This window comes from Pedococcus sp. P2_A3, assembly GCF_056405035.1.
The window spans coordinates 130094-150120 of record NZ_JBFUCW010000002.1 but is presented as its reverse complement, the minus strand read 5'-3'; the positions used below and the strand labels follow the sequence as shown (position 1 = coordinate 150120).

Sequence of the window (20027 nt, the reverse complement as noted above, 5' to 3'; positions counted from 1 at the left end):
CCCGGTCAGCGCACGTCCACCAGGTCGACCACGAAGATCAGGGTCTCACCCGGCTTGATCGCCGCGCCGGCGCCACGGTCGCCGTAGCCCAGGTGCGGGGGGATGACGAGCTTGCGACGCCCGCCGACCTTCATGCCGACGATGCCGTCGTCCCAGCCGCGGATGACCTGTCCGACGCCCAGACGGAAGTCGAGCGGGGCGCCACGGTTCCAGGAGGCGTCGAACTCCTCACCGGTGGAGTGCGCGACTCCGACGTAGTGGGCGGAGATGGTGTCACCGGCGCCGGCCTCCTGGCCGTCACCCTCGGTGAGGTCCTCGATGACGAGCTCGGCCGGGGCCGCGTCGCCGGGGAAGTCGATCTCGGGCTTGGTGGTGTTGGGGTCGAAACCCATGGGGCTGCTCCTTCGCAGGGGTGGTGGTGGGGCTGGCTCAGTAGGCCGCGAGGATGTCGACGACGAACACGAGGGTGTCGGTGCCGCTGATCTTCGGGGGGCTGCCGGCGGCGCCGTAGCCGTCGGCCGGTGGGACGACCATGAGGACACGGCTGCCGACGGTCCTGCCGACGAGCTGCGCGTCCCAGGCCTTGATGACCTGCTGCTTGCCGATGACGGTCTCGAAGTACTTGGTGGGGCTGTTGGCGGAGGAGTCGAAGATCGACCCGTCCTTCCACAGCGCGCCGGTGTAGGTCACGCGGATCATCTGGCCCGCCTCGACCTTGGCTCCCGAGCCCTGGATGAGCAGCTGGCCGACGGTCTTGGTCGGCGGCTTGGCGCCCTTGGGGATGGCGATCGTCGCTGGCTTGCCCGTCTCCACGGTCACGGTGGGCAGGCCGGCGGCCGGCTTGACCTCGGTGCCCTCGGCGGACGCCAGTGGCTTGGTCGCGGAGAGCACGTCCATCAGGAACACGACCGTGTCGGTGGCGCCGACCTTGATGTTGGCGTTCCCCTGGGTGCCGAAGGCGTCCTTGGGCGGCATGGCCACGAGCACGCGGGAACCGATCCTCTGGTTCACCAGGCCCTTCTTCAGGCCGGGGAGCAGGTCGCTCGCGCCGAGGTTGAGGCCGAGGTTCTGCTTGCCGAAGTTGCTGTCGAGCACCGAGGAGTCCTTGCCGTTGAGCAGGACGTACTTGAGGCTGACGATCTCGTCGCCCTTGACCGGAGCACCGGTGCCCGCCTTGACCACCTTGGTCGTCGTCTCGGTCACCGAGAGCGGCTTGGGGTTGACCGTCACGGTCGGGGCCGTCGTGTCGCTGCCCCCGGTCACCGTGATCTTGTCGAGCGGAGAGCCCTTGGTGTCCTTGGAGTCACCGCAACCGGTGAGCGCCAGGGCTGCCGCGAGGGCGGCAGCAGTGAGGGCAGGAAAACGTCGCAGATGCACGATGGAGGACTTTCGCTGGGGGCGGGAACCAGCGCCCACCATAACCTTCACGGCTGGCAAAGCCCGATTTGTCCGAAACGTTCCCTCAGCCGCGCATGCCCTCGATGAGCCGGTCGACGCGTGCGTCGACCGCGGCGAACGGGTCCTTGCACAGCACGGTGCGCTGGGCCTGGTCGTTGAGCTTGAGGTGCACCCAGTCGACCGTGAAGTCGCGACGGTGTTCCTGGGCGGCCTTGATGAAGTCGCCGCGCAGCTTGGCCCGCGTGGTCTGCGGCGGCACGCTCTTGGCCTCGAAGACCTCCGGGTCGGTCGTGATGCGTGCTGCCCGACCGTGCTTCTGCAGCAGGTAGAACACCCCGCGCTCGCGGTTGACGTCGTGGTAGGCGAGGTCGAGCTGGGCGATGCGGGCGTGCTCCATGGGCAGGTCGTGCTTGGCCATGTAGCCGCTGATCAGCTTGTGCTTGATCACCCAGTCGATCTCGGTGTCCACCAGCGAGAGGTCGCCGGTGTCGACCGCCCGGAGGGTGCGTTCCCACAGGTCGAGGACCTGCTTGTGGATCGGGTCCTCGAGCCCCTCGCGGTCGGCGAAGGCCTGCGCGCGCTCGAGGTACTCGGACTGGATCTGCAGCGCGGAGAGCTCGCGACCGTTGCTGAGGCGGACCGTCTTGCGACCGGTCATGTCGTGGCTCATCTCGCGGATGGCCCGGATGGGGTTCTCCAGCGTGAGGTCGCGCACGACCATGCCGGCCTCGACCATCCGCAGCACCAGGTCGGCCGAGCCCACCTTGAGCATGGTGGTGGTCTCACTCATGTTCGAGTCACCGACGATGACGTGCAGCCGCCGGTAGCGCTCTGCGTCGGCGTGCGGTTCGTCGCGGGTGTTGATGATCGGCCGGCTGCGGGTGGTCGCCGACGACACGCCTTCCCAGATGTGGTCGGCGCGCTGGCTGACGCAGAAGGTGGCGCCCTTGGAGGTGGTGACGACCTTGCCGGCCCCACAGGTGATCTGGCGGCTCACGAGGAACGGGATGAGCACGTCGGACAGCTGCTGGAACTCCCCCGCGCGCCCCACCAGGAAGTTCTCGTGGCAGCCGTAGGAGTTGCCCGCCGAGTCGGTGTTGTTCTTGAAGACGTAGATCTCGCCCTCGATGCCCTCCTCGGCGAGCCGCTCCTGGGCGTCGGCCACGAGGCCCTCGATGATCCGCTCCCCCGCCTTGTCGTGGACCACGAGCTGGCGGACGTGGTCGCACTCGGGGGTGGCGTACTCGGGGTGGGATCCGACGTCGAGGTAGAGCCGGCTGCCGTTGGAGAGGAACACGTTGGACGAGCGGCCCCACGAGACGACCTTGCGGAAGAGGTAGCGGGCGACCTCGTCGGGGGTCAGCCGTCGCTGCCCCTCGAACGTGCACGTGATGCCGTACTCGTTCTCGATCCCGAAGATCCGCCGGTCCATGAACCCACTCTAGGCTTTACCAGCCTCTGGTCCGCGAGGTTGACGCACCGTGGAATCATGGGCGCCATGCCCGACGCCCACGCAGCGGACGCGGGGAGCCGTGCGAGTGGCTCGACCACCACCCAGGTCGGCGACCTCACGCGGCACACCCAGTCCATCCTCGAACGCGCACAGGCGTATGCCGACGCCATGCGTGCCGAGACCGACCAGGTCCTGGCTGACGCACGCGCCGACGCCGCGCGCATCCGCGAGGAGGTCCAGTCGCTGCTCGACGACGCCCAGCGCCAGCACGCCGACGCGGTGCGCGAGCGTGAGCAGGCCGGTCGGGCCCTCGAGCAGGCGACCCGCGAGGCGGAGTCGCTGGTCGCGGACGCCGCGGAACAGGCGTCGATGCTCACCGAGTCGGCCAGCCGCACCAGTGAGGAAGCCGTCACGTCGGCCCGCGCCGAGGCGGCGGCGCTGCTCGATGACGCCAAGACCCGTGCGGAGTCCCTGCGAGCCAGCGCCCAGAGCGACTACGACTCCGCCATGGCCCGGTATGCCGCGCACGAGGCCGAGCGGGACGCCGCCTTCCGCGCCAACGTCGAGACGATGGACGCCCACTTCGCCGAGCGCGACGAGCAGGCGCAGGCCGCGCGGGCCGCTCTGCTCGAGGAGGCGACTGCCGCAGCGGCCAAGCACCGCGAGGAAGCCCAGATCGAGGCGGAGCGGATGATCGGCGCCGCCGCGATCCACGAGCAGGAGACCGCCACCAAGGCGGCTGCCCTGGTCGAACAGGCCCAGGCGGACGCCCAGGAGCGCCTCGACCGGGCCCACGCCGAGGCCGGCGAGATCATGACGCAGGCCGAGGACCACCTCAAGTGGGGTCAGGAGACGGTGCGCCGGATCCTCGACGAGGGCGACGCCGAGGTGCGCCGGATGCGCCGGGAGACCCGCCGCGAGCTGACGGCGCGAGTGCGCTCCCGACGACAGCTGATCCAGACCGCCCTGGCCCAGACGGCCCACCGGGCGCGCTCCGACCGCGAGTCCGCCCGGCTGGAGTCCGAGCGCCTGCGCGCCCAGGCCGAGGCAGTGATGGCTGCCGCCCAGGCGCAGGCAGAGCGCACGACCGCGGCCGCCGCTGCCGAGGCCGAGCGGGTGCTCTCGTCGGCGGCCGAGACCGAGCAGGCCGCCGACGAACGTGCGGCCCGGCGCCTCGAGGAGGCCGAGAAGGCTGCCCGTCTGGTGCGTGAGCGGACCGCGCAGGAGATCGAGCGGCTGCAGCGCGAGACCCACGAGTCGCACCGCCAGGCCCGCGAGGAGCTCGTCACGACCACGGCCGAGGCCCGCGCCGATGCCGACCGGGTGCGCGAGGAAGCGCGGGCGATGCTCGAGCGCGCACGGTCGGAAGTGGCCGCCCTCGCCTCGCGTCGCCAGGACATCACGACCCAGCTGGGCCACCTGTCCGGCGTGATCAACGCCCTGGCCGTGCCCGAGAAGTCCGCAGACACGGCAGCCGACCACGATGCCGCTCCGACCCCCCCGACCCCCATCCCCCACCAAGAACGGAACGACCATGAGTGACACGACCTCCTTCCGCAGCGTCCTGCGCGGCTACGACCCGGCGCAGGTCGACCAGTGGCGTGCGGAGCACGCCGGCGCGCTGGAACAGGCGCGCCAGGAGGCAGCCGAGCGCACCGTCGAGGTCAGCGAGCTGCGTGCCGCCCTCGCCCGCGCCCAGGACGAGCAGGCCGGCGCCGCCCAGGCGCTCGCCAGCCTCCGCGAGGAGCAGAGCAAGGCCGCCGCACCGACCTACGCCAACCTCGGCGAGCGGATCGGCACCATCCTCGGCCTCGCCGACGAGGAAGCCGACGAGATCCGGTCCAACGCGCGGGCCGACGCCGAGACGCTCAAGGGCACGACCACGCTCGAGGCCGACCGCGTGCGCGCGGAGGCCGACCGCTATGCCGAGGACGTCCGCACCAAGGCCGACGCCCAGGCGACCCAAGTGGTCGAGAAGGCCAAGCAGCAGGCTGACGCGATCCTCGACGACGCCGACCGCGAGGCCTCGGCACGTCGGGAGGAGGCCGAGGCGTTCTACGAGCACCAGCGTGCCCGCGCCGCCTCCGCTGCCGCCGACTTCGAGGCGACCCTCGGCCAGCGCCGCGACAAGGCCGCTGCCGAGTTCTCCGCCCAGATGGCCGCCCACGAGGACGCCCTCACCCAGGCGCAGGAGCGCGCGTCGACCCTGTCGGCCGACAGCGAGCGCGCCCACGCGGAGGCCCAGGCCGAGAGCAAGCGCGCTCTGGAAGCGGCCAAGGCCGAGGCCGAGCAGCTGGTCGCCGCGGCCCGCGAACAGGCCGAGCGCATCCGCCGCGACTCCGAGCGCGAGCTGTCCGCGGCGACGCAGCGTCGCGACAGCATCACGGCGCAGCTGAGCAACGTCCGGCAGATGCTCGCCACCCTCGGCGGTGCCGCGATGGTGGACGGCCTCGACGACCACCACGACGCCCCCGCGCAGGCGGCCTCGGCAGCCGCGCCGGTGGACGAGACCGAGTCCGAGGAGGAGGGCGACGAGCCGGTCGACCAGACCGGTCCCGCCGATGAGAACGGCCAGGGCGAGGACGCCCAGGACGAGGTCAGCCAGGTCGAGGGCGTCGCCGACGCCACGGACGACGAGGCGGACGACGAGACGGACGAGGACGCCGACGAGGACGCCGAGGCCGACGCGAAGGCGGCCACCCGGGCCTGAGACCACATGTCGCTGCTCGTCCTCGGTGGCACCGCCTGGCTCGGCCGTGAGGTCGCTGCCGCCGGCGTGGCGCTGGGCCAGGAGGTCACGGTCCTGGCCCGGGGCCGGTCAGGTCCCCCACCGGACGTGGTCGAGGTCGTGCGCACCGACCGGGGCGAGCCCGGCGCCTACGACGCCGTGCGAGACCGTGACTGGGACGTCGTTGTCGACGTCGCCCGGCAGCCGAGCCAGGTGGCGAGCGCGCTGCACGCCCTCGGGGGCAGGGCCGCGTCCTGGGTGTTCGTCTCCTCGGCCTCGGTCTATGCCCGCGAGGACGTTCCGGACGCGGACGAGGGCGCCGAGCTGCTCACCGCCCACGAGGGCGATGACGAAGGCTGGGACACCTACGGCGCTCGCAAGGTGGCGTGCGAGCGACTCGTGCTGGACGGCGTCGGCGACCGAGCCCTCGTGGCCCGCTCCGGGCTGATCGCCGGCCCGGGCGACCACACCGACCGCACCGGGTACTGGCCGCTGCGGTTCGCCCACCCCGCAGATCCCGGGGGCGCGGTCCTGGTGCCCGACAGCGCACTGCTGACGCAGGTGCTCGACGTCCGCGACCTGGCGCAGTGGCTGGTGCGCACCGGCCTGTCCCACGGGAGCGGCGTCGTGAACGCCAGCGGTCCGGTCGTCCCCTTGACCGACCACCTGGCCACGGCCCGTTCCGTCGCAGGCCACACTGACGCCCTCGTGTCCGTCGACCAGGACTGGTTGGCTGCCCACGAGGTCGCTCCGTGGTCGGGTGAGCGGAGCCTGCCGCTGTGGCTGCCGCTGCCGGAGTATGCCGGGTTCATGGCGCGCAGCACCGCCGCAGCGCATGCCTTGGGGCTCGTCGCCCGACCCCTCGAGGACACGCTGGCCGACACGTTGGCGTGGGAGCTCGCCACCGGGCCCGGACGGTCCCGCAAGGCGGGCCTGTCCCCCGCCGACGAGGTCGCGCTGCTGGACGCGGCACGCAGCTAGGTCCCCGCCACATCCTCAGGGCCCCGATGTGGGCATCGCCGCCATGTCCGGGGCCGAACTGCCTGCGTAGCGTCCGAGGATGCACACCGGCGACGTCGAGGTCAGCGGCGGACGGCTGGCCGTGCACGTGCTGGCCGACGCCGAGGCGGGGGCGCCCGACGTGGTCGCGCTGCACAGCATCTCGTCGAACGCCCTGAGCTGGGCGCCGGTCGCGCGTGTCCTCTCCGGACGCGTGCGCGTGTTCGCCCCCGACCTGCGCGGGCGGGCCGAGAGCTCGGCGTTGCGCTCGACTGGCCTGGCTGACCACGTGGCCGACGTCGTGCGCCTCGTCGACCACTACGGGCTGTCGAGGCCGGTGCTGGCCGGACACGCGATGGGCGCGTTCGTGGCGGCGCTCACGGCGGCGACCCACCCCGACCGGGTCGCCGGGGTCGTCCTGGTCGACGGCGGGCTGGCGTTCCCGTCCCCCGGCACCCTCGTTGATCAGATCGCCGACGTGGACCAGGTGCTGCACAGCGTCATCGGGCCGGCGATGGACCGCCTGTCCATGACCTTCGACGACGGGGCCGACTACCTCAGGCACTGGGCGCAGCACCCGGCGATGGGGCCCTTGCTGGACTCCCCCGCGGGAGGTGACCTCACGGCATACCTGCTGCACGACCTGGCCGGGCCGGCAGGGCAGATGCGCTCGACGAGCTCGCTCGAGAGTGTGCGGGCCGACTGGGCCGACCTGATGAGCGATCCGGCCACGCTCAGCGCCGTGCACACGCTGCAGTGCCCCGGTGCGCTGCTCTGGGCGGCCCGGGGGCCGCTCGGCCAGCCCGAAGGGCTGTACACCGCCGAACGGATCGAGCTCGCCCGGCTGCCGGCCGACATCGAGGTCACCGGGCTGGCCTCGGACCACTACGGAGCACTGCTGGAGCCGGATTCGGTCCGAGCTGTGGCCGACGCCGTGGCACGGCTGTCCGGCGTACCAGCATCCGGACAAGTCATCCACTCCTCGGGCAGATAACGGCATGTTTGGTCTCGACAAACTTTGCGTTACCTTCGAGAGGACCGTCATGGCCACCCTGCGACTGGGCGACGACGCCCCCGACTTCACCGCCGAGACCACCGAGGGACAGCTGACCTTCCACGACTGGAAGGGCGACGGCTGGGCCGTGCTGTTCAGCCACCCCGCCGACTTCACGCCCGTCTGCACGACCGAGCTGGGGCGGGTGGCGCAGCTGAAGGACGAGTGGGCCGCCCGCAACACCAAGGTGCTCGCCGTCTCGGTGGACGCCCTCGAGGACCACACGGCCTGGAAGAACGACATCGAGGAGGTGTCCGGCGCCGCCGTCACCTACCCCATCGTCGCGGACAAGGACCGCGAGGTCGCCGAGCTCTACGACATGATCCACCCCGGGGCCGGTGACACCTCCCCCGTGCGCTCGGTCTTCCTCATCGACCCGGCCGGCAAGGTGCGGCTCTCGCTGACCTACCCCAAGAGCGCCGGACGCAACTTCGACGAGATCCTGCGCGCGCTCGACGCCCTGCAGGTCAACGACTCCGGGCCGTTCTCGACCCCGGCGGACTGGAAGGCCGGCGAGCGGATCATCGTGGCGCCCACCGTCACGACCGAGGACGCCCGGGCGCGGTTCAAGGACGTCGAGGTGGTCAAGCCCTACCTGCGCTACGCCGAGGCGCCGACCGCCTGAGGCCAGCACCATCCAGCAGGTGTGCCGCGCCGTCCCCCACCCGGGGTCGGCGCGGCCTACGTTGGGGGCATGACTCCCTCCAGCGCGTACGCCAGCTACCCGGTCCCCGTCTCCGACGGGGAGGTGCCCGCAGACCTCTACCTCCCCGAGGCCGGCACCGGCCCGGGCGTCGTGCTCTTCCAGGAGATCTTCGGCGTCACCGACTACATCCGCAGCCGCGCCCAGGACCTCGCCGACCTCGGCTACGTCGTGCTGGTCCCGCACTTCTACTGGCGGGTCGGTGACGAGGTGGTCAGCGAGGCGGCCGATGGTCTCCCCCGCGCCGTGGAGCTGCTCGGGAGGGTGGACTGGGACGCCGCCGTGGGCGACGGCGCCGCTGCCCTGGACGCGCTGCAGGACCACCCTGCCGTGGACGGGCCGGTCGGGGTGCTCGGTTTCTGCTTCGGTGGAGGCCTGGCGTTCAACGTCGCCGCCGTCACCGGGGCCGCGGGAGCGGGCCCCGACGCGCTGGTGAGCTACTACGGCTCGGCCCTGCCGAACCTGCTCGGGCTGGCCCCGCAGGTGAGCGCACCGAGCCTGCACCACTTCGGACTCGACGACGCCTACATCCCCGTCGACACCGTGCGCGAGATCGAGCCGGCGCTGACGGCCACCAACGACGACGTCACGTTCCTGACCTACGCCGGCGCCGGGCACGCGTTCGACAACCCCTCGCCGGTGTTCCACCACGAAGGAGCCTCGCAGGAGGCCTGGGCGACCACCACGGCCTGGCTCGCCGAGAAGCTGCCTGTCTAGACGGTGACCGGCAGGGTCCTACTCGGGACGCTGCGTCTGGGGGTTGCTCGACTCGTCGCGCGGCGAGCCCTCGCCAGTGAGGGTGTCGTGCCGGCCCGGGGTGGGGTCGTCCTCGGCCGGTGCGTCGCTCGTCGGGTCGTCGGTGCTGAGGAGGGCGTCGAGCAGGCCGCCGCCGATCCGACGGAACGTGCGGCGCGGGCGCTCACGGTCGAGCACCGCGACCTCGAGCTGGGTGGCCGTCAGGGTGCGCCGGGCGCCACCACTCGGGTCGACCGGGTCCTGGCCGAGCAGCTCGACGGCGAGGCTCAGGGCATCGGCCAGGGTGAGGCCGGGGCTCCAGCGGTCCTTGAGTGCGGTCTCGATGCTCTCGGCAGCGCCACCCATGGCGACGAACCCGAGCTCGTCGGCCACCGAGCCGTCGTAGGTCAGACGGTAGATCTGGTCCTCGTCGGCCGAGGAGCCGACCTCGGCCACGACGATCTCCACCTCGTAGGGCTTGGACTCCTGGGTGAAGACCGTGCCCAGGGTCTGCGCGTAGGCGTTGGCCAGCCCGCGGGCCGTCACGTCGGAGCGGTCGTAGGAGTAGCCGCGCAGGTCGGCATACCGGACCCCCGCCACCCGCAGGTTCTCGAACTCGTTGTACTTGCCGACGGCGGCGAAGGCGATCCGGTCGTAGATCTCGGAGACCTTGTGCAGGGCACGCGACGGGTTCTCCGCGACGAAGGCGATGCCCTTGTCGTAACCGAGGACGACCACGGACCGACCGCGCGCAATTCCCTTGCGGGCGTAGTCGGCCCGGTCCTTCATCAGCTGCTCGGGCGAGACGTAGAAGGGCATGCTCGTCATCGCGCACCTCCCGGGTTGCCCTGCCGTGCGGCGATGACAGCCTCGACCACCTCGCGCAGCTCGTCGTCGGGCACGAAGCGCACACCCTCGACGCCGACCACGGCAACCGTCGGCCAGATGCGGCGCCCCACGTCCGGGCCGCCGGTGGCCGAGTCGTCGTCGGCCGCGTCGTAGAGGGCCTCCACGACCACGCTGACGACCTCGGCGGCGCTGAGCCCGGGGCGCCAGACCTTCTTCAGCGCACCCCGTGCGAACAGCGAACCGGAACCCACGCTGTGGTGGTCGTGCTCCTCGTAGCAGCCGCCCGTGACGTCGTAGGAGAAGATCCGGCCCAGCTGGCGGTCGAGGTCGTAGCCGGCGAACAGCGGCACGACCGAGAGCCCCTGCATGGCCATACCGAGGTTCGAACGGATCATCGACGCGAGGCGGTTCGCCTTGCCCTCCAACGACAGCAACGTGCCCTCGATCTTCTCGTAGTGCTCGAGCTCGACCTGGAACAGCTTCACGAGCTCGATGGCGATCCCCGCGGTGCCGGCGATGCCCACGGCGGAGTACTCGTCGCCCGCGAAGACCTTCTCCATGTCGCGGTTGGCGATGATGTTGCCCATGGTGGCGCGACGGTCACCCGCCATCACCACTCCGCCGGTGAAGGTCGCCGTGACGATGGTCGTGCCGTGCGGCGCCTCGAGGCTGCTGCCGGGAGGAAGCACCCGTCGGGACGGCAGGAGTGACGGGTCGTGCGCACCGACGAACTCGGTGAACGAGGAAGACCCAGCCGAGAGGTATGCCGCGGGGAGCTTGCCCGCGTCGGCTCCAGTGGTCACTGGCCGCCCTTCTGGACGAAGCCGCGGACGAACTCCTCCGCGTTGGACTCGAGCACGCCGTCGATCTCGTCGAGGACGCTGTCGATGTCGGAGTCGAGGTTCTCCTTGCGAGCCGTCGCCTCCGGCGCCGCCGGGGTGGGCTCGGGCGCCTCGTCGGGGGCGTCGTCGCGACGCTGTGGCCGGCTCTGCTCTTGGCTGGGCATTGGCGTGACCTCTCCTCGTGGCGGTCAGGGGGCGCCGGTGCGGAGCCGACGTTCCCTGTACTACGAAACCTAGTCCGAACCTATCCCGATGCGGAGGCCAACTCACGCAACAGGGTGGCTGCGTCCGGACTGCGGTCGAGCAACGGCCCCACCGTCGCCTTGGTGCCCCGCAGCGGTTCGAGCATCGGAACGCGTTGGAGGGACGGCTGTCCGGGGATGTCGAAGATGACCGAGTCCCAGGAGGCGGCCGCGATCTGGTCGGGGTACTTCTCCAGGCACTTGCCCCGGAAGTAGGCCCGCGTGTCGACCGGGGGTTCGCGCACCGCCTCGAGGACGACGTCCTCGCTGACCAGCTCCTCGAACCGGCCTGCGGCCCGGAGCTTGTGGAAGATGCCTCGCTCGGGGCGCACGTCGGACCACTGGATGTCGATGGCCCGCAGCCGCGAGTCGGTCCAGTCCAGCCCGTCACGGTCGATGTAGCCCTGCAGGACCTGCTGCTTGGCCACCCAGTCCAGCTCGCGGGCGGCCTCCATCGGGTCGCGCTCCAGCCGGTCGAGCACGACGGCCCACCACCGCATCACCTCGGCGGTGTCGTCGTCCAGCTCACCGGCATACCGGTTCGTCAGGTAGCGCTCGGCAAGCGCGTGGTAGCGCCACAACAGCTGTACGGCGGTGAGCTTGGTGCCGTCGCGCAGCTCCAGCAGGGCCGTGCACGTGGGGTCGTGGCTGACCGCCTGGAGGGTCGCGACGGGGCGGGACACGGTCAGGTCGACGTCGATGGCCCGGTCCTCGATCATCGCGAGCACCAGGGACGTGGTGCCGAGCTTGAGGAGGTTGGCGACGTCGCAGTGGTTGGCGTCGCCGATGATGACGTGCAGGCGGCGGTAGAGGTCGGCGACGGCGTGCGGCTCGTCGCGGGTGTTGATGATCGGCCGCTTGAGGGTCGTCTCGAGACCCACCTCGACCTCGAAGAAGTCGCTGCGCTGGCTCAGCTGGTAGCCGGCGGTCCGGGAGTCCATCCCGATGCCCACGCGGCCCGACCCCGTGACGACCTGTCGGGCGACGAAGAACGGCACGAGGTGCCGGACGATGTCGGTGAACGGTGTCTCGCGTCGCATCAGGTAGTTCTCGTGCGTGCCGTAGGACTGGCCCTTGCCGTCGGTGTTGTTCTTGTAGAGGTTGACCCCCGGCGGCACCTGGGAGAGCCGCCGCACCGACTCGGCCATGATCGCCTCACCGGCCCGGTCGAAGGCGACCGCCGCGCGCGGGGAGGTGACCTCCGGCGAGGAGTACTCGGGGTGCGCGTGGTCGACGTAGAGACGAGCGCCGTTGGTGAGGACGACGTTGGCGAGGGTGGGGTCCTCCTCGTCGGTCAGCTGGCTCGGGTCGGCGACACCACGACCCATCTCGAACCCGCGGGCGTCACGCAGGGGGGCCTCGTCGGCGTAGTCCCAGGAGGCGTGGGCGGCGCGGATGCCCTGGGCGGACGCGTAGGCGTTGACCACCTGACCCGAGAGGATCATCGGGTTGGCGGCGGGGTCGCCCGGCACGGAGATGCCGTACTCGGTCTCGATGCCCATCACCCTGCGGACGGTCATGCCACTCCCACGCTCATGGGTTCACCCTAGGTGAGAGAGTGGCGGACCATGCGGCACTCCCCCTTCTCCCTGTACCCGCGGACTGCGCTCCTGACCGCCGTTCTCGACGGTGGCCTGCGCAAGCCCGTCGAGCGGCAGTCCCTGGAGGAGATCCTGGCCGACCGGGGGACGGTCACCCCCGACCGCCCACCGTTCTCGTGGGTGACTGGTCGCGTCGACCGTTCGGTGGGCATCACCTACGGCACCGCCCCGGCCCGCGACGGCTACGAGCTCCCCCTGCGCATCTACCGTCCACGCGCGGTCCGGGACACCGACACCGACGTGCCGGTCATCGTCTTCCTGCACGGCGGTGGCTTCGTGCGCGGCAACGTGGTCATGTACGACCCGCTGTGCACCTTCCTGGCGGCGCGGGTGCGGGCCGTGGTCGTGAGCGTGGACTACCGCCTGGCCCCGGAGCACCCGGCTCCCACGGCCGCCCTCGACGCGACCGACGCCACAGCATGGGTGGCCGAGCACGGTGCGCAGCTGCGCGCGGACACGCGGCGGGTCGCCCTGTGCGGCGACAGCGCCGGGGGCAACCTCTCGGCGGTGACTGCCCAGCTCCTGCGCGACCGCGGAGACTCGCCGGTGCGCCACCAGGCGCTCCTCTACCCCGCGACCGACATGACCCTGGCCTCCCCGTCGATCGCGGCGCTCGCCCACGCCCCGATGCTGACCCGGGCCAGCATCGTCGCCTTCCGGGAGCACTACGCCCCCACCGGGTCGGACTGGCGCAGCCCCCTCGTGTCACCGCTGTTCGGCGACCTCGAGGCCCTGCCGCCCGCGCTCGTGCAGACCGCCGACCTCGACCCGCTGCGCGACGACGGGCTCCGCTACGCCGCGGCGCTGCAGTCGGCCGGGGTGCCGGTCAGGCTGACCAACTACGTCCGGGTGCCGCACGGTTTCGCGTCCATCCCCGGGATGGTCCCCACCGCCGCGCAGCACCGCGCGGAGCTCGTCGACGAGATCCGCACCCACCTGTATGCCGCCGACGCGCCACAGCGTGGGCGCGGGGGTTAGGCTCGTCCCAGACCCTCTGACGACACCAAGCCAGCCAGTCCGGACACCCATCCACCAGGAGTGCCATTGCGGGACATCGTGGTCTTCAGCGGAAGTGCGCACCGCACGCTGGCCCATCGCATCTGCGAGGCGCTCGGGGTCGAGCTCTCCCCCGCCGAGATCAAGCGGTTCAGCAACGACTGCCTCCAGGCACAGCTGCTGGCGAACTGCCGGCAGCGCGACGTCTACATCGTCCAGCCGCTCGTGCCGCCCACGCAGGAGCACCTGATGGAGCTCCTGCTCATGATCGACGCGGCGCGTGGCGCCTCCGCCGCCCAGATCACCGCGGTCATCCCCCACTACGCCTACGCCCGGTCCGACAAGAAGGACGCCTCGCGCATCTCGCTGGGTGGCCGGCTGGTGGCCGACATGCTCGTGGCCGCCGGGGTCGACCGGGTGCTGACGATGACCCTGCACGCCCCGCAGGTGCACGGCTTCTTCTCCGTGCCCGTCGACCACCTCACGGCGATCGGGGTGCTGGCCGACCACTTCCGTGGCAACGACCTCACGAACTCCGTCGTCGTCTCCCCCGACCTCGGCAACGCCAAGACGGCCACCCAGTTCGCGCGGCTGCTCGGGCTGCCCGTCGCCGCCGGGTCGAAGCAGCGGCTGGCCGACGACCGGGTGATCATCGACTCCATCGTGGGCGACGTGACCGGCAAACGGGCCATCATCCTCGACGACGAGATCGCCACGGGGGGCTCGATCGTCGAGCTGCTCGACCGGCTGGCCGACCTCGGCTGCACCCGCGCCGACGTCGCCTGCACGCACGGGCTGTTCGCCGGCAAGGCGGTCGAGCGGTTGCGCGACCACCCGATGATCGGCGAGGTGATCACCACCGACACCGTGCCGGCCCCGAGCCACTGGCCCGAGCTCCGGATCCGCTCCGTGTCCCAGCTCTTCGCCGAGGCCATCAAGCGCATCCACGCAGGCGAGTCGGTCAGCAGCCTGTTCGATGGCGTGGACCCGACACACGCGCCGCCGCAGGCCTCCCTGTTCGACAAGGTCCATGTCTGAGCCGACCGGCACGCGGCCCTTCGCCGCGCTCGTCGCCCTCGCGGTCGACCTCGTCTTCGTGCTGCTATTCGCGACGATCGGGCGGCTCAGCCACGAGGAGGGCGTCACGGTGGCGGGCGTGCTCGGCGTTGCCTGGCCCTTCGTGGTGGCCCTGCTCGTGGGCTGGGTGGTGGCGCGGCGACGCACCGGCTGGCCGGTCCGCATGCCCGGGTCGACGACGGTGTGGCTCGTCACGGCGATCCTGGGGCTCGCGTTGCGGGTGGCCACCGGTGGGGGCTTCGCCTGGAGCTTCGGCGTCGTCACGGTGGTGGTGCTGGGCCTGTTCCTCGTCGGCTGGCGCTGTGCCGTGGAGGTGCTGCGTTTCGCTAGTGAGGGCCTCACCCGGTGGGCCGACCGGGCGGCCTCGCGCCGCTGAGCCTCTTCGCTGGTCCTCTCGCTGAGCTCGCCCTGCGCCCGGTGGGTCAGGACTCGGGCGACCAGCCGGGTGGTGCGAACAGGTAGCCGAGCCGGTCACGCCAGCGACGGGCCTGCCTGACCTCGCGGAACATCAGCGCGAACTCGGCGTACTGCAGCCGGAACGGGTTGAAGGTCGTCACCGGGTGGGTCAAGCCGTAGGTCGGCCGCTGCCGTTCCTCGCGGAACGTGCCGAACAGCCGGTCCCACACGATGAGGATGCCGCCGTAGTTGCGGTCGAGGTACTCCGCGTCGCTCGCGTGGTGCACCCGGTGGTGGGAGGGCGTGTTGAACACCAGCTCGACCGGACGCCAGAGCTTCGGGACCGTCTCGGTGTGCACCCAGAACTGGTAGGTGAGGTTCAGCGAGAAGACGAAGAAGATCATCCAGGGCGGCAGCCCGACCAGGGGCAACGGCACCCAGAACAGCAGCTCGCCCCACGGGTTCCACTTCTGCCGCAACGCCGTCGTGTAGTTGAAGCGCGCGCTGCTGTGGTGGGCCTGGTGCATCGCCCACAGCACGCGGATCCGGTGGCTGCTGCGGTGGTAGGCGTACCAGAGCAGGTCGACCGAGAGCAGGGCGATGACCCAGGTCCACCAGTCGTGCGGGTCGAGGCGCAGGGGCGTCACGGCATACAGGGCGGTGTAGCCGAGCAGCGCCAGGGCACGCGCTCCGAGGTTGACCACGACCGAGCCGACCCCCATCGACAGGCTGGCCGCGGAGTCACGGCGGTCGTAGCCCGCTCGCGGCGCGTCGTGTTCTGCTCGCGGCGCGTGGGCGTCGGTCTCGAGCACCCGCAGGGCGACCAGCTCGAGCACGATGAAGAGGACGAAGAACGGCACGGCGAGCAGCGCAGGGTCACGCATCAGGTGGTCCATGCCACCTAGGTTACCGAGAGTAAGTTAGCGCTGGCTACAGGTACTGACCGGTGTTCGCGACGTTGTCGATCGAGCGACCGGGTTCGGTGCCGCTCTTGCCGGTGACCAGCGTGCGGATGTAGACGATCCGCTCGCCCTTCTTGCCGGAGATGCGGGCCCAGTCGTCGGGGTTGGTGGTGTTGGGAAGGTCCTCGTTCTCCTTGAACTCGTCGACGCACGAGGCCAGCAGGTGGTCGACGCGGATGCCGCGTTGACCGGCCGTGAGGAAGTCCTTGATGGCCATCTTCTTGGCCCGGTCGACGATGTTCTGGATCATCGCGCCGCTGTTGAAGTCCTTGAAGTAGAGGACCTCCTTGTCGCCGTTGGCGTAGGTCACCTCGAGGAACCGGTTCTCCTCGATCTCGGAGTACATCCGCTCCACGGTCGCGGTGATCATGGCGTCGACGGTGGCCTGGGGCGACCCGCCGTGCTCGGCCAGGTCGTGCTCGTGCAAGGGCAGGTCGGCCACGAGGTACTTGGTGAAGATGTCGCGGGCGCTCTCGGCGTCCGGTCGCTCGATCTTGATCTTCACGTCGAGCCGGCCCGGACGCAGGATGGCGGGGTCGATCATGTCCTCGCGGTTGGAGGCGCCGATGACGATGACGTTCTCCAGCCGCTCGACGCCGTCGATCTCGGACAGCAGCTGCGGCACGATCGTGGTCTCGACGTCGCTGGAGACCCCGGAGCCGCGGGTGCGGAACAGGCTGTCCATCTCGTCGAAGAAGACGACGACGGGCGTGCCACCCGAGGCCTTCTCGCGGGCCCGCTGGAAGATCAGCCGGATGTGGCGCTCGGTCTCCCCCACGTACTTGTTCAGCAGCTCGGGGCCCTTGATGTTGAGGAAGAAGGACTTGCCGACCGGCTTGCCTTCCTTCTCGGCCACCTTCTTGGCGAGCGAGGACGCCACGGCCTTGGCGATGAGCGTCTTGCCGCACCCGGGGGGCCCGTAGAGGAGCACGCCCTTGGGCGGCTTGAGCTGGTGCTCGGTGAACAGGTCGGGGTGCAGGTAGGGCAGCTCCACGGCGTCGCGGATCGCCTCGATCTGACCCGCCAGACCGCCGATGTCCTCGTAGTCGATGTCGGGGACCTCTTCGAGGACCAGCTCGGAGACCTCGGCCTTGGGGATCCGCTCGTAGACGAACCCGGACCGTGACTCGAGCATGAGGGCGTCACCCACGCGGATCGGCTCGCCCTCCAGGGACTCGGCCATCCGCACGACCCGCTCCTCGTCGGCGTGGGCGACCACGAGCACCCGGCCTTCGCCGAGCAGCTCCTTGATCATCACCACCTCGCCGATGCGCTCGTAGCCACAGGTGGCCACGACGTTCATCGCCTCGTTGAGCCGCACCTCGCGACCACTGGACAGCTCGGCGGGGTCGACGGCGGGGCTGACCGCCACGTGCATCTTCCGGCCACCGGTGAGGATGTCGACGGTGGCGTCGTCGTAGGACTCGAGGATCACGCCGTAGGCAGCAGGGGGCTGGGCCAGCCGGTCCACCTCGGACTTCAGCGTGACGATCTGCTCGCGGGCCTCCTTGAGGGTCCGCACGAGCCGCTCGTTCTGCGACGAGACCGTGGCGAGGTTGGACTGGAGCTGGAGCACCTTGGTCTCGAGCTCGCGGGACCGCACCGGGGCGTCGGCGAGGCGCTGGCGCAGGGCGGCGACCTCCTCGGCGAGGAGCTCGGCCTGGCGGCGCTCCTCGGAGTGGTCACCCGGGGTGGAGTGATCGGTCATGTCGGCTCCCTCAAGACCTCAGAGTGGCGAACGACTGCTACCGACCGTCGAACTACCCGGCCGATGACCCAACCTAACCCCGATCTACTCCGCTGTCGGGGAGGTTTGCGTCACAGAACGGCGAAGCCGACGGATCTTCTTGTCTGATGGGATGCGCTCCCCCATCTCCTCGGCGGTGAAGTCGCTCTCGGACCCGAACGCCAGGCCGCTCTGGAGGGCTCCCTCCTCGTCGGTGGAGCCCTTCGCCGGGCGGCGCTTGCGCAGCGGCGGCGTGACTCCGGGAGCCAGCCGACGACTGGTGATGAGGAACCCGGTGTGGCCGTGCATGCGGTGCTGGGGCCGGACCGCGAGCCCCTCCAGGTGCCAGCCGCGGACCATCGACTCCCAGGCCTCCGGCTCGGTATAGCCGCCGTGGTCGCGCATGGCCTCGGCGACCCGGGACAGCTGGGTGGCGGTGGCGACGTAGCAGATGATGACGCCGCCGGGAGCGAGGGCGTCGGCCACGACGTCGAGGCACTCCCAGGGGGCCAGCATGTCGAGCACTACCCGGTCGACCGACCCGGGCTCCTCCGCCGCCGGCAGCGACTCGACGAGGTCACCGACGGTGACCTGCCAGGCCGGGTGGTCCTGCCCGAAGAACACGCGCGCGTTTCCCTTGGCGATGTCGGCGAAGTCCTCGCGTCGTTCGAACGAGTGCACGTGGCCGTGTTCGCCGACCGCACGCAGCAGCGACATCGACAGGGCCCCCGAGCCCACCCCGGCCTCGACGACCCGGGCACCCGGGAAGACGTCAGCCATCGTGATGATCTGCCCCGCGTCCTTGGGGTAGACGACGGCTGCCCCTCGCGGCATCGACATCACGTAGTCGGAGAGCAGGGGGCGCAGCGCGAGGTACTCCACGCCGGCCGTGTTGCGGACGACCGACCCGTCCGGGGCACCGATGAGGTCGTCGTGCGCGAGCCGTCCACGGTGGGTGTGGAACTCGCGCCCGGCCTCCAGGCTGATGGTGTGGAGTCGCCCCTTGGGGTCGGTCAGCTGGACCCGCTCCCCGACCGCGAACGGTCCCCGGCGCAGGTCCGCTCCGACGGCGGTTGGTGTGCTGGAACTGGGGGCGTCGCTCATGACCGGCGAGTCTAGTTGTGGGCCGCGGCCTCGTTGACCAGCCGGCCGTGCGCGATGCCGTAGACGCGTCCCTGCCACGTCAGGACCACGGCCGGGTGGCCGGTCGACTGCATGACCTCGACGACGGCGAGCGCGTTCGCGTCGGGCGAGACCTCGAGGACGTTGGCCTCCGGGATGCGCATGACGGCCGACGTCAGGGGTGCGCCCGGGTCGAGCCCCGCAGGGATGGCACCGTCCGCCACCGACAGCAGCAGGCACGGTATGCCGCGCGCGTCCGTCGTGACGACCGCGGCAGGGTGGTCGATGGCGACGCGCAGGGGCGTGAGGGGGTCGAGGTAGACCGCGGGCTCCATCACCTGGGAGACGCGCAGGGCCTCGATCTGGGAGAGCGCCCGCCCCCGTCGGATCGACTCGCTCGCACCCGTCCACAGCACCGACCCGACGACCAGCACCCAGATGGTCCCGAAGCCGATCTGCTGGCCCTCGGCAAGGGGCCGGACGAAGAACCACAGGACGAGCAGGACGGTCAGGACCCGTCCGCACCACCCCGCGACCACGGAGCCCTTGTTCCGGCTGCCGGTGGCCTTCCAGACCAGGCTCTCCACCACCTGTCCGCCGTCCAGGGGCATTCCGGGCAGGAAGTTCAGCACCGCGAGGGAGCCGTTGATGATGACCAGCCCGGTCAACAGCGCGCTGAGTCGGTCACCGGTGGTGGCCAGCAGCACCACCCACCCCACGAGGGCGAGCACGGCGTTCGCGGCGGGACCGGCAGCGGCGATGGCGGCCATCCGGCCGGGCGTGCTGCGGGCCGCCTCGAAGGAGGTGTGGCCGCCCCAGAGGTTCGCCACGATGCGGATCACCGGCATCTTGAAGACCCGGGCGGTGACGGCATGGGCAGCCTCGTGCACCAGGACGCTGACGAGCAGGAGGAGTGCCTGGACCACGCCGATCCCGATGCCGGTGCCGACCCGGTCGGGGAAGTAGGGCGTCGCCACGATCGCGACGATCACCGCGGCGATGAGGAACCAGCTCGGTGCCAGGTAGACGGGCACGCCGCCCACGCGGGCGATCCGCACCCCGTGCCCGGACTCCACTGGTTCCTGCGCGGGCGCCCGGGTGGTCATGCGCCGACGATACGTGAACGCGCCGAACCTCCAGTCGG

20 protein-coding genes are annotated in these 20027 nt (G+C 70.9%); 9 read left to right on the top strand and 11 right to left on the bottom strand.

The genetic code is table 11. The features are described 5' to 3' along the window. Positions 1-5: 5 nt before the first annotated feature. From AC1DX8_RS02740 to pafA, 3 genes are all read right to left on the bottom strand, one after another. Positions 6-392, bottom strand: coding sequence for an FKBP-type peptidyl-prolyl cis-trans isomerase (locus AC1DX8_RS02740; RefSeq protein ID WP_477628367.1), 387 nt, complete (start codon positions 390-392; stop codon positions 6-8). A 37-nt stretch (positions 393-429) separates the two neighbouring features. Beyond that, on the bottom strand, positions 430-1377 hold the full coding sequence (locus tag AC1DX8_RS02735; protein ID WP_477628366.1) for an FKBP-type peptidyl-prolyl cis-trans isomerase: 948 nt from the start codon (positions 1375-1377) through the stop codon (positions 430-432). An 85-nt stretch (positions 1378-1462) separates the two neighbouring features. Further along, on the bottom strand, positions 1463-2830 hold the full coding sequence (pafA, locus tag AC1DX8_RS02730) for a Pup--protein ligase (protein WP_477628365.1): 1368 nt from the start codon (positions 2828-2830) through the stop codon (positions 1463-1465). 57 nt (positions 2831-2887) lie between these two features. Between pafA and AC1DX8_RS02725 the strand changes: the two genes are divergently transcribed. From AC1DX8_RS02725 to AC1DX8_RS02700, 6 genes are all read left to right on the top strand, one after another. Beyond that, the gene (locus AC1DX8_RS02725) at positions 2888-4393 is read left to right on the top strand and encodes a coiled-coil domain-containing protein (protein ID WP_477628364.1); all 1506 of its coding nucleotides are present in this window, start codon (positions 2888-2890) and stop codon (positions 4391-4393) included. Further along, entirely contained in the window at positions 4386-5561 is a 1176-nt protein-coding gene (locus AC1DX8_RS02720; protein WP_477628363.1) for a hypothetical protein, read from the top strand. The genes AC1DX8_RS02725 and AC1DX8_RS02720 overlap by 8 nt, the downstream gene beginning before the upstream one ends. A 6-nt stretch (positions 5562-5567) precedes the next feature. Next, on the top strand, positions 5568-6560 hold the full coding sequence (locus tag AC1DX8_RS02715; RefSeq protein WP_477628362.1) for a Rossmann-fold NAD(P)-binding domain-containing protein: 993 nt from the start codon (positions 5568-5570) through the stop codon (positions 6558-6560). 79 nt (positions 6561-6639) lie between these two features. Beyond that, positions 6640-7572 carry an alpha/beta fold hydrolase gene (locus tag AC1DX8_RS02710; RefSeq protein ID WP_477628361.1) on the top strand — a complete coding sequence of 311 codons (933 nt, stop codon included), beginning with the start codon at positions 6640-6642 and terminating at the stop codon, positions 7570-7572. 49 nt (positions 7573-7621) lie between these two features. Continuing rightward, a complete protein-coding gene (locus AC1DX8_RS02705) occupies positions 7622-8257 on the top strand; it encodes a peroxiredoxin (RefSeq protein ID WP_477628360.1) in 636 nt (211 codons plus the stop codon). A gap of 69 nt (positions 8258-8326) precedes the next feature. After that, the gene (locus AC1DX8_RS02700) at positions 8327-9052 is read left to right on the top strand and encodes a dienelactone hydrolase family protein (protein ID WP_477628359.1); all 726 of its coding nucleotides are present in this window, start codon (positions 8327-8329) and stop codon (positions 9050-9052) included. Positions 9053-9070: 18 nt separating this feature from the next. Here AC1DX8_RS02700 and prcA read toward each other — a convergent pair whose 3' ends face one another. The 4 genes from prcA to dop form a co-directional block, all read right to left on the bottom strand. Next, positions 9071-9898 carry a proteasome subunit alpha gene (gene prcA, locus AC1DX8_RS02695; RefSeq protein WP_477628358.1) on the bottom strand — a complete coding sequence of 276 codons (828 nt, stop codon included), beginning with the start codon at positions 9896-9898 and terminating at the stop codon, positions 9071-9073. Next, complete coding sequence (gene prcB, locus AC1DX8_RS02690; RefSeq protein ID WP_477628357.1) at positions 9895-10722, bottom strand: proteasome subunit beta; 828 nt, start codon at positions 10720-10722, stop codon at positions 9895-9897. The genes prcA and prcB overlap by 4 nt, the downstream gene beginning before the upstream one ends. Next, positions 10719-10925 (bottom strand): ubiquitin-like protein Pup, encoded by a 207-nt coding sequence (locus tag AC1DX8_RS02685; protein ID WP_056914404.1) that lies wholly within the window; start codon positions 10923-10925, stop codon positions 10719-10721. Before AC1DX8_RS02685 ends, prcB begins: the two co-directional genes overlap by 4 nt. An 80-nt stretch (positions 10926-11005) precedes the next feature. Further along, complete coding sequence (dop, locus tag AC1DX8_RS02680; protein ID WP_477628356.1) at positions 11006-12523, bottom strand: depupylase/deamidase Dop; 1518 nt, start codon at positions 12521-12523, stop codon at positions 11006-11008. A 48-nt stretch (positions 12524-12571) separates the two neighbouring features. Here dop and AC1DX8_RS02675 point away from each other — a divergent pair, with 48 nt between their 5' ends. The 3 genes from AC1DX8_RS02675 (at position 12572) to AC1DX8_RS02665 (ending at position 15053) form a co-directional block, all read left to right on the top strand. Next, entirely contained in the window at positions 12572-13582 is a 1011-nt protein-coding gene (locus AC1DX8_RS02675) for an alpha/beta hydrolase (RefSeq protein ID WP_477628355.1), read from the top strand. A 66-nt stretch (positions 13583-13648) separates the two neighbouring features. Beyond that, complete coding sequence (locus tag AC1DX8_RS02670; RefSeq protein WP_477628354.1) at positions 13649-14638, top strand: ribose-phosphate diphosphokinase; 990 nt, start codon at positions 13649-13651, stop codon at positions 14636-14638. Next, positions 14631-15053: a DUF3054 domain-containing protein gene (locus AC1DX8_RS02665; protein WP_477628353.1), complete on the top strand. Its 423-nt coding sequence runs from the start codon at positions 14631-14633 to the stop codon at positions 15051-15053. The genes AC1DX8_RS02670 and AC1DX8_RS02665 overlap by 8 nt, the downstream gene beginning before the upstream one ends. A 46-nt stretch (positions 15054-15099) precedes the next feature. Here the strand turns inward: AC1DX8_RS02665 and AC1DX8_RS02660 are convergent, their stop codons facing one another. From AC1DX8_RS02660 to AC1DX8_RS02645, 4 genes are all read right to left on the bottom strand, one after another. Further along, positions 15100-15969, bottom strand: a complete 870-nt coding sequence (locus AC1DX8_RS02660; protein WP_477628352.1) for a sterol desaturase family protein — start codon at positions 15967-15969, stop codon at positions 15100-15102. Between the two features lie 34 nt (positions 15970-16003). Then, the gene (gene arc / locus AC1DX8_RS02655) at positions 16004-17743 is read right to left on the bottom strand and encodes a proteasome ATPase (protein WP_477628351.1); all 1740 of its coding nucleotides are present in this window, start codon (positions 17741-17743) and stop codon (positions 16004-16006) included. 84 nt (positions 17744-17827) lie between these two features. Next, complete coding sequence (locus AC1DX8_RS02650) at positions 17828-18865, bottom strand: tRNA (adenine-N1)-methyltransferase (protein ID WP_477628350.1); 1038 nt, start codon at positions 18863-18865, stop codon at positions 17828-17830. 11 nt (positions 18866-18876) lie between these two features. Beyond that, positions 18877-19989: a site-2 protease family protein gene (locus AC1DX8_RS02645; RefSeq protein ID WP_477628349.1), complete on the bottom strand. Its 1113-nt coding sequence runs from the start codon at positions 19987-19989 to the stop codon at positions 18877-18879. Positions 19990-20027: the final 38 nt, after the last annotated feature.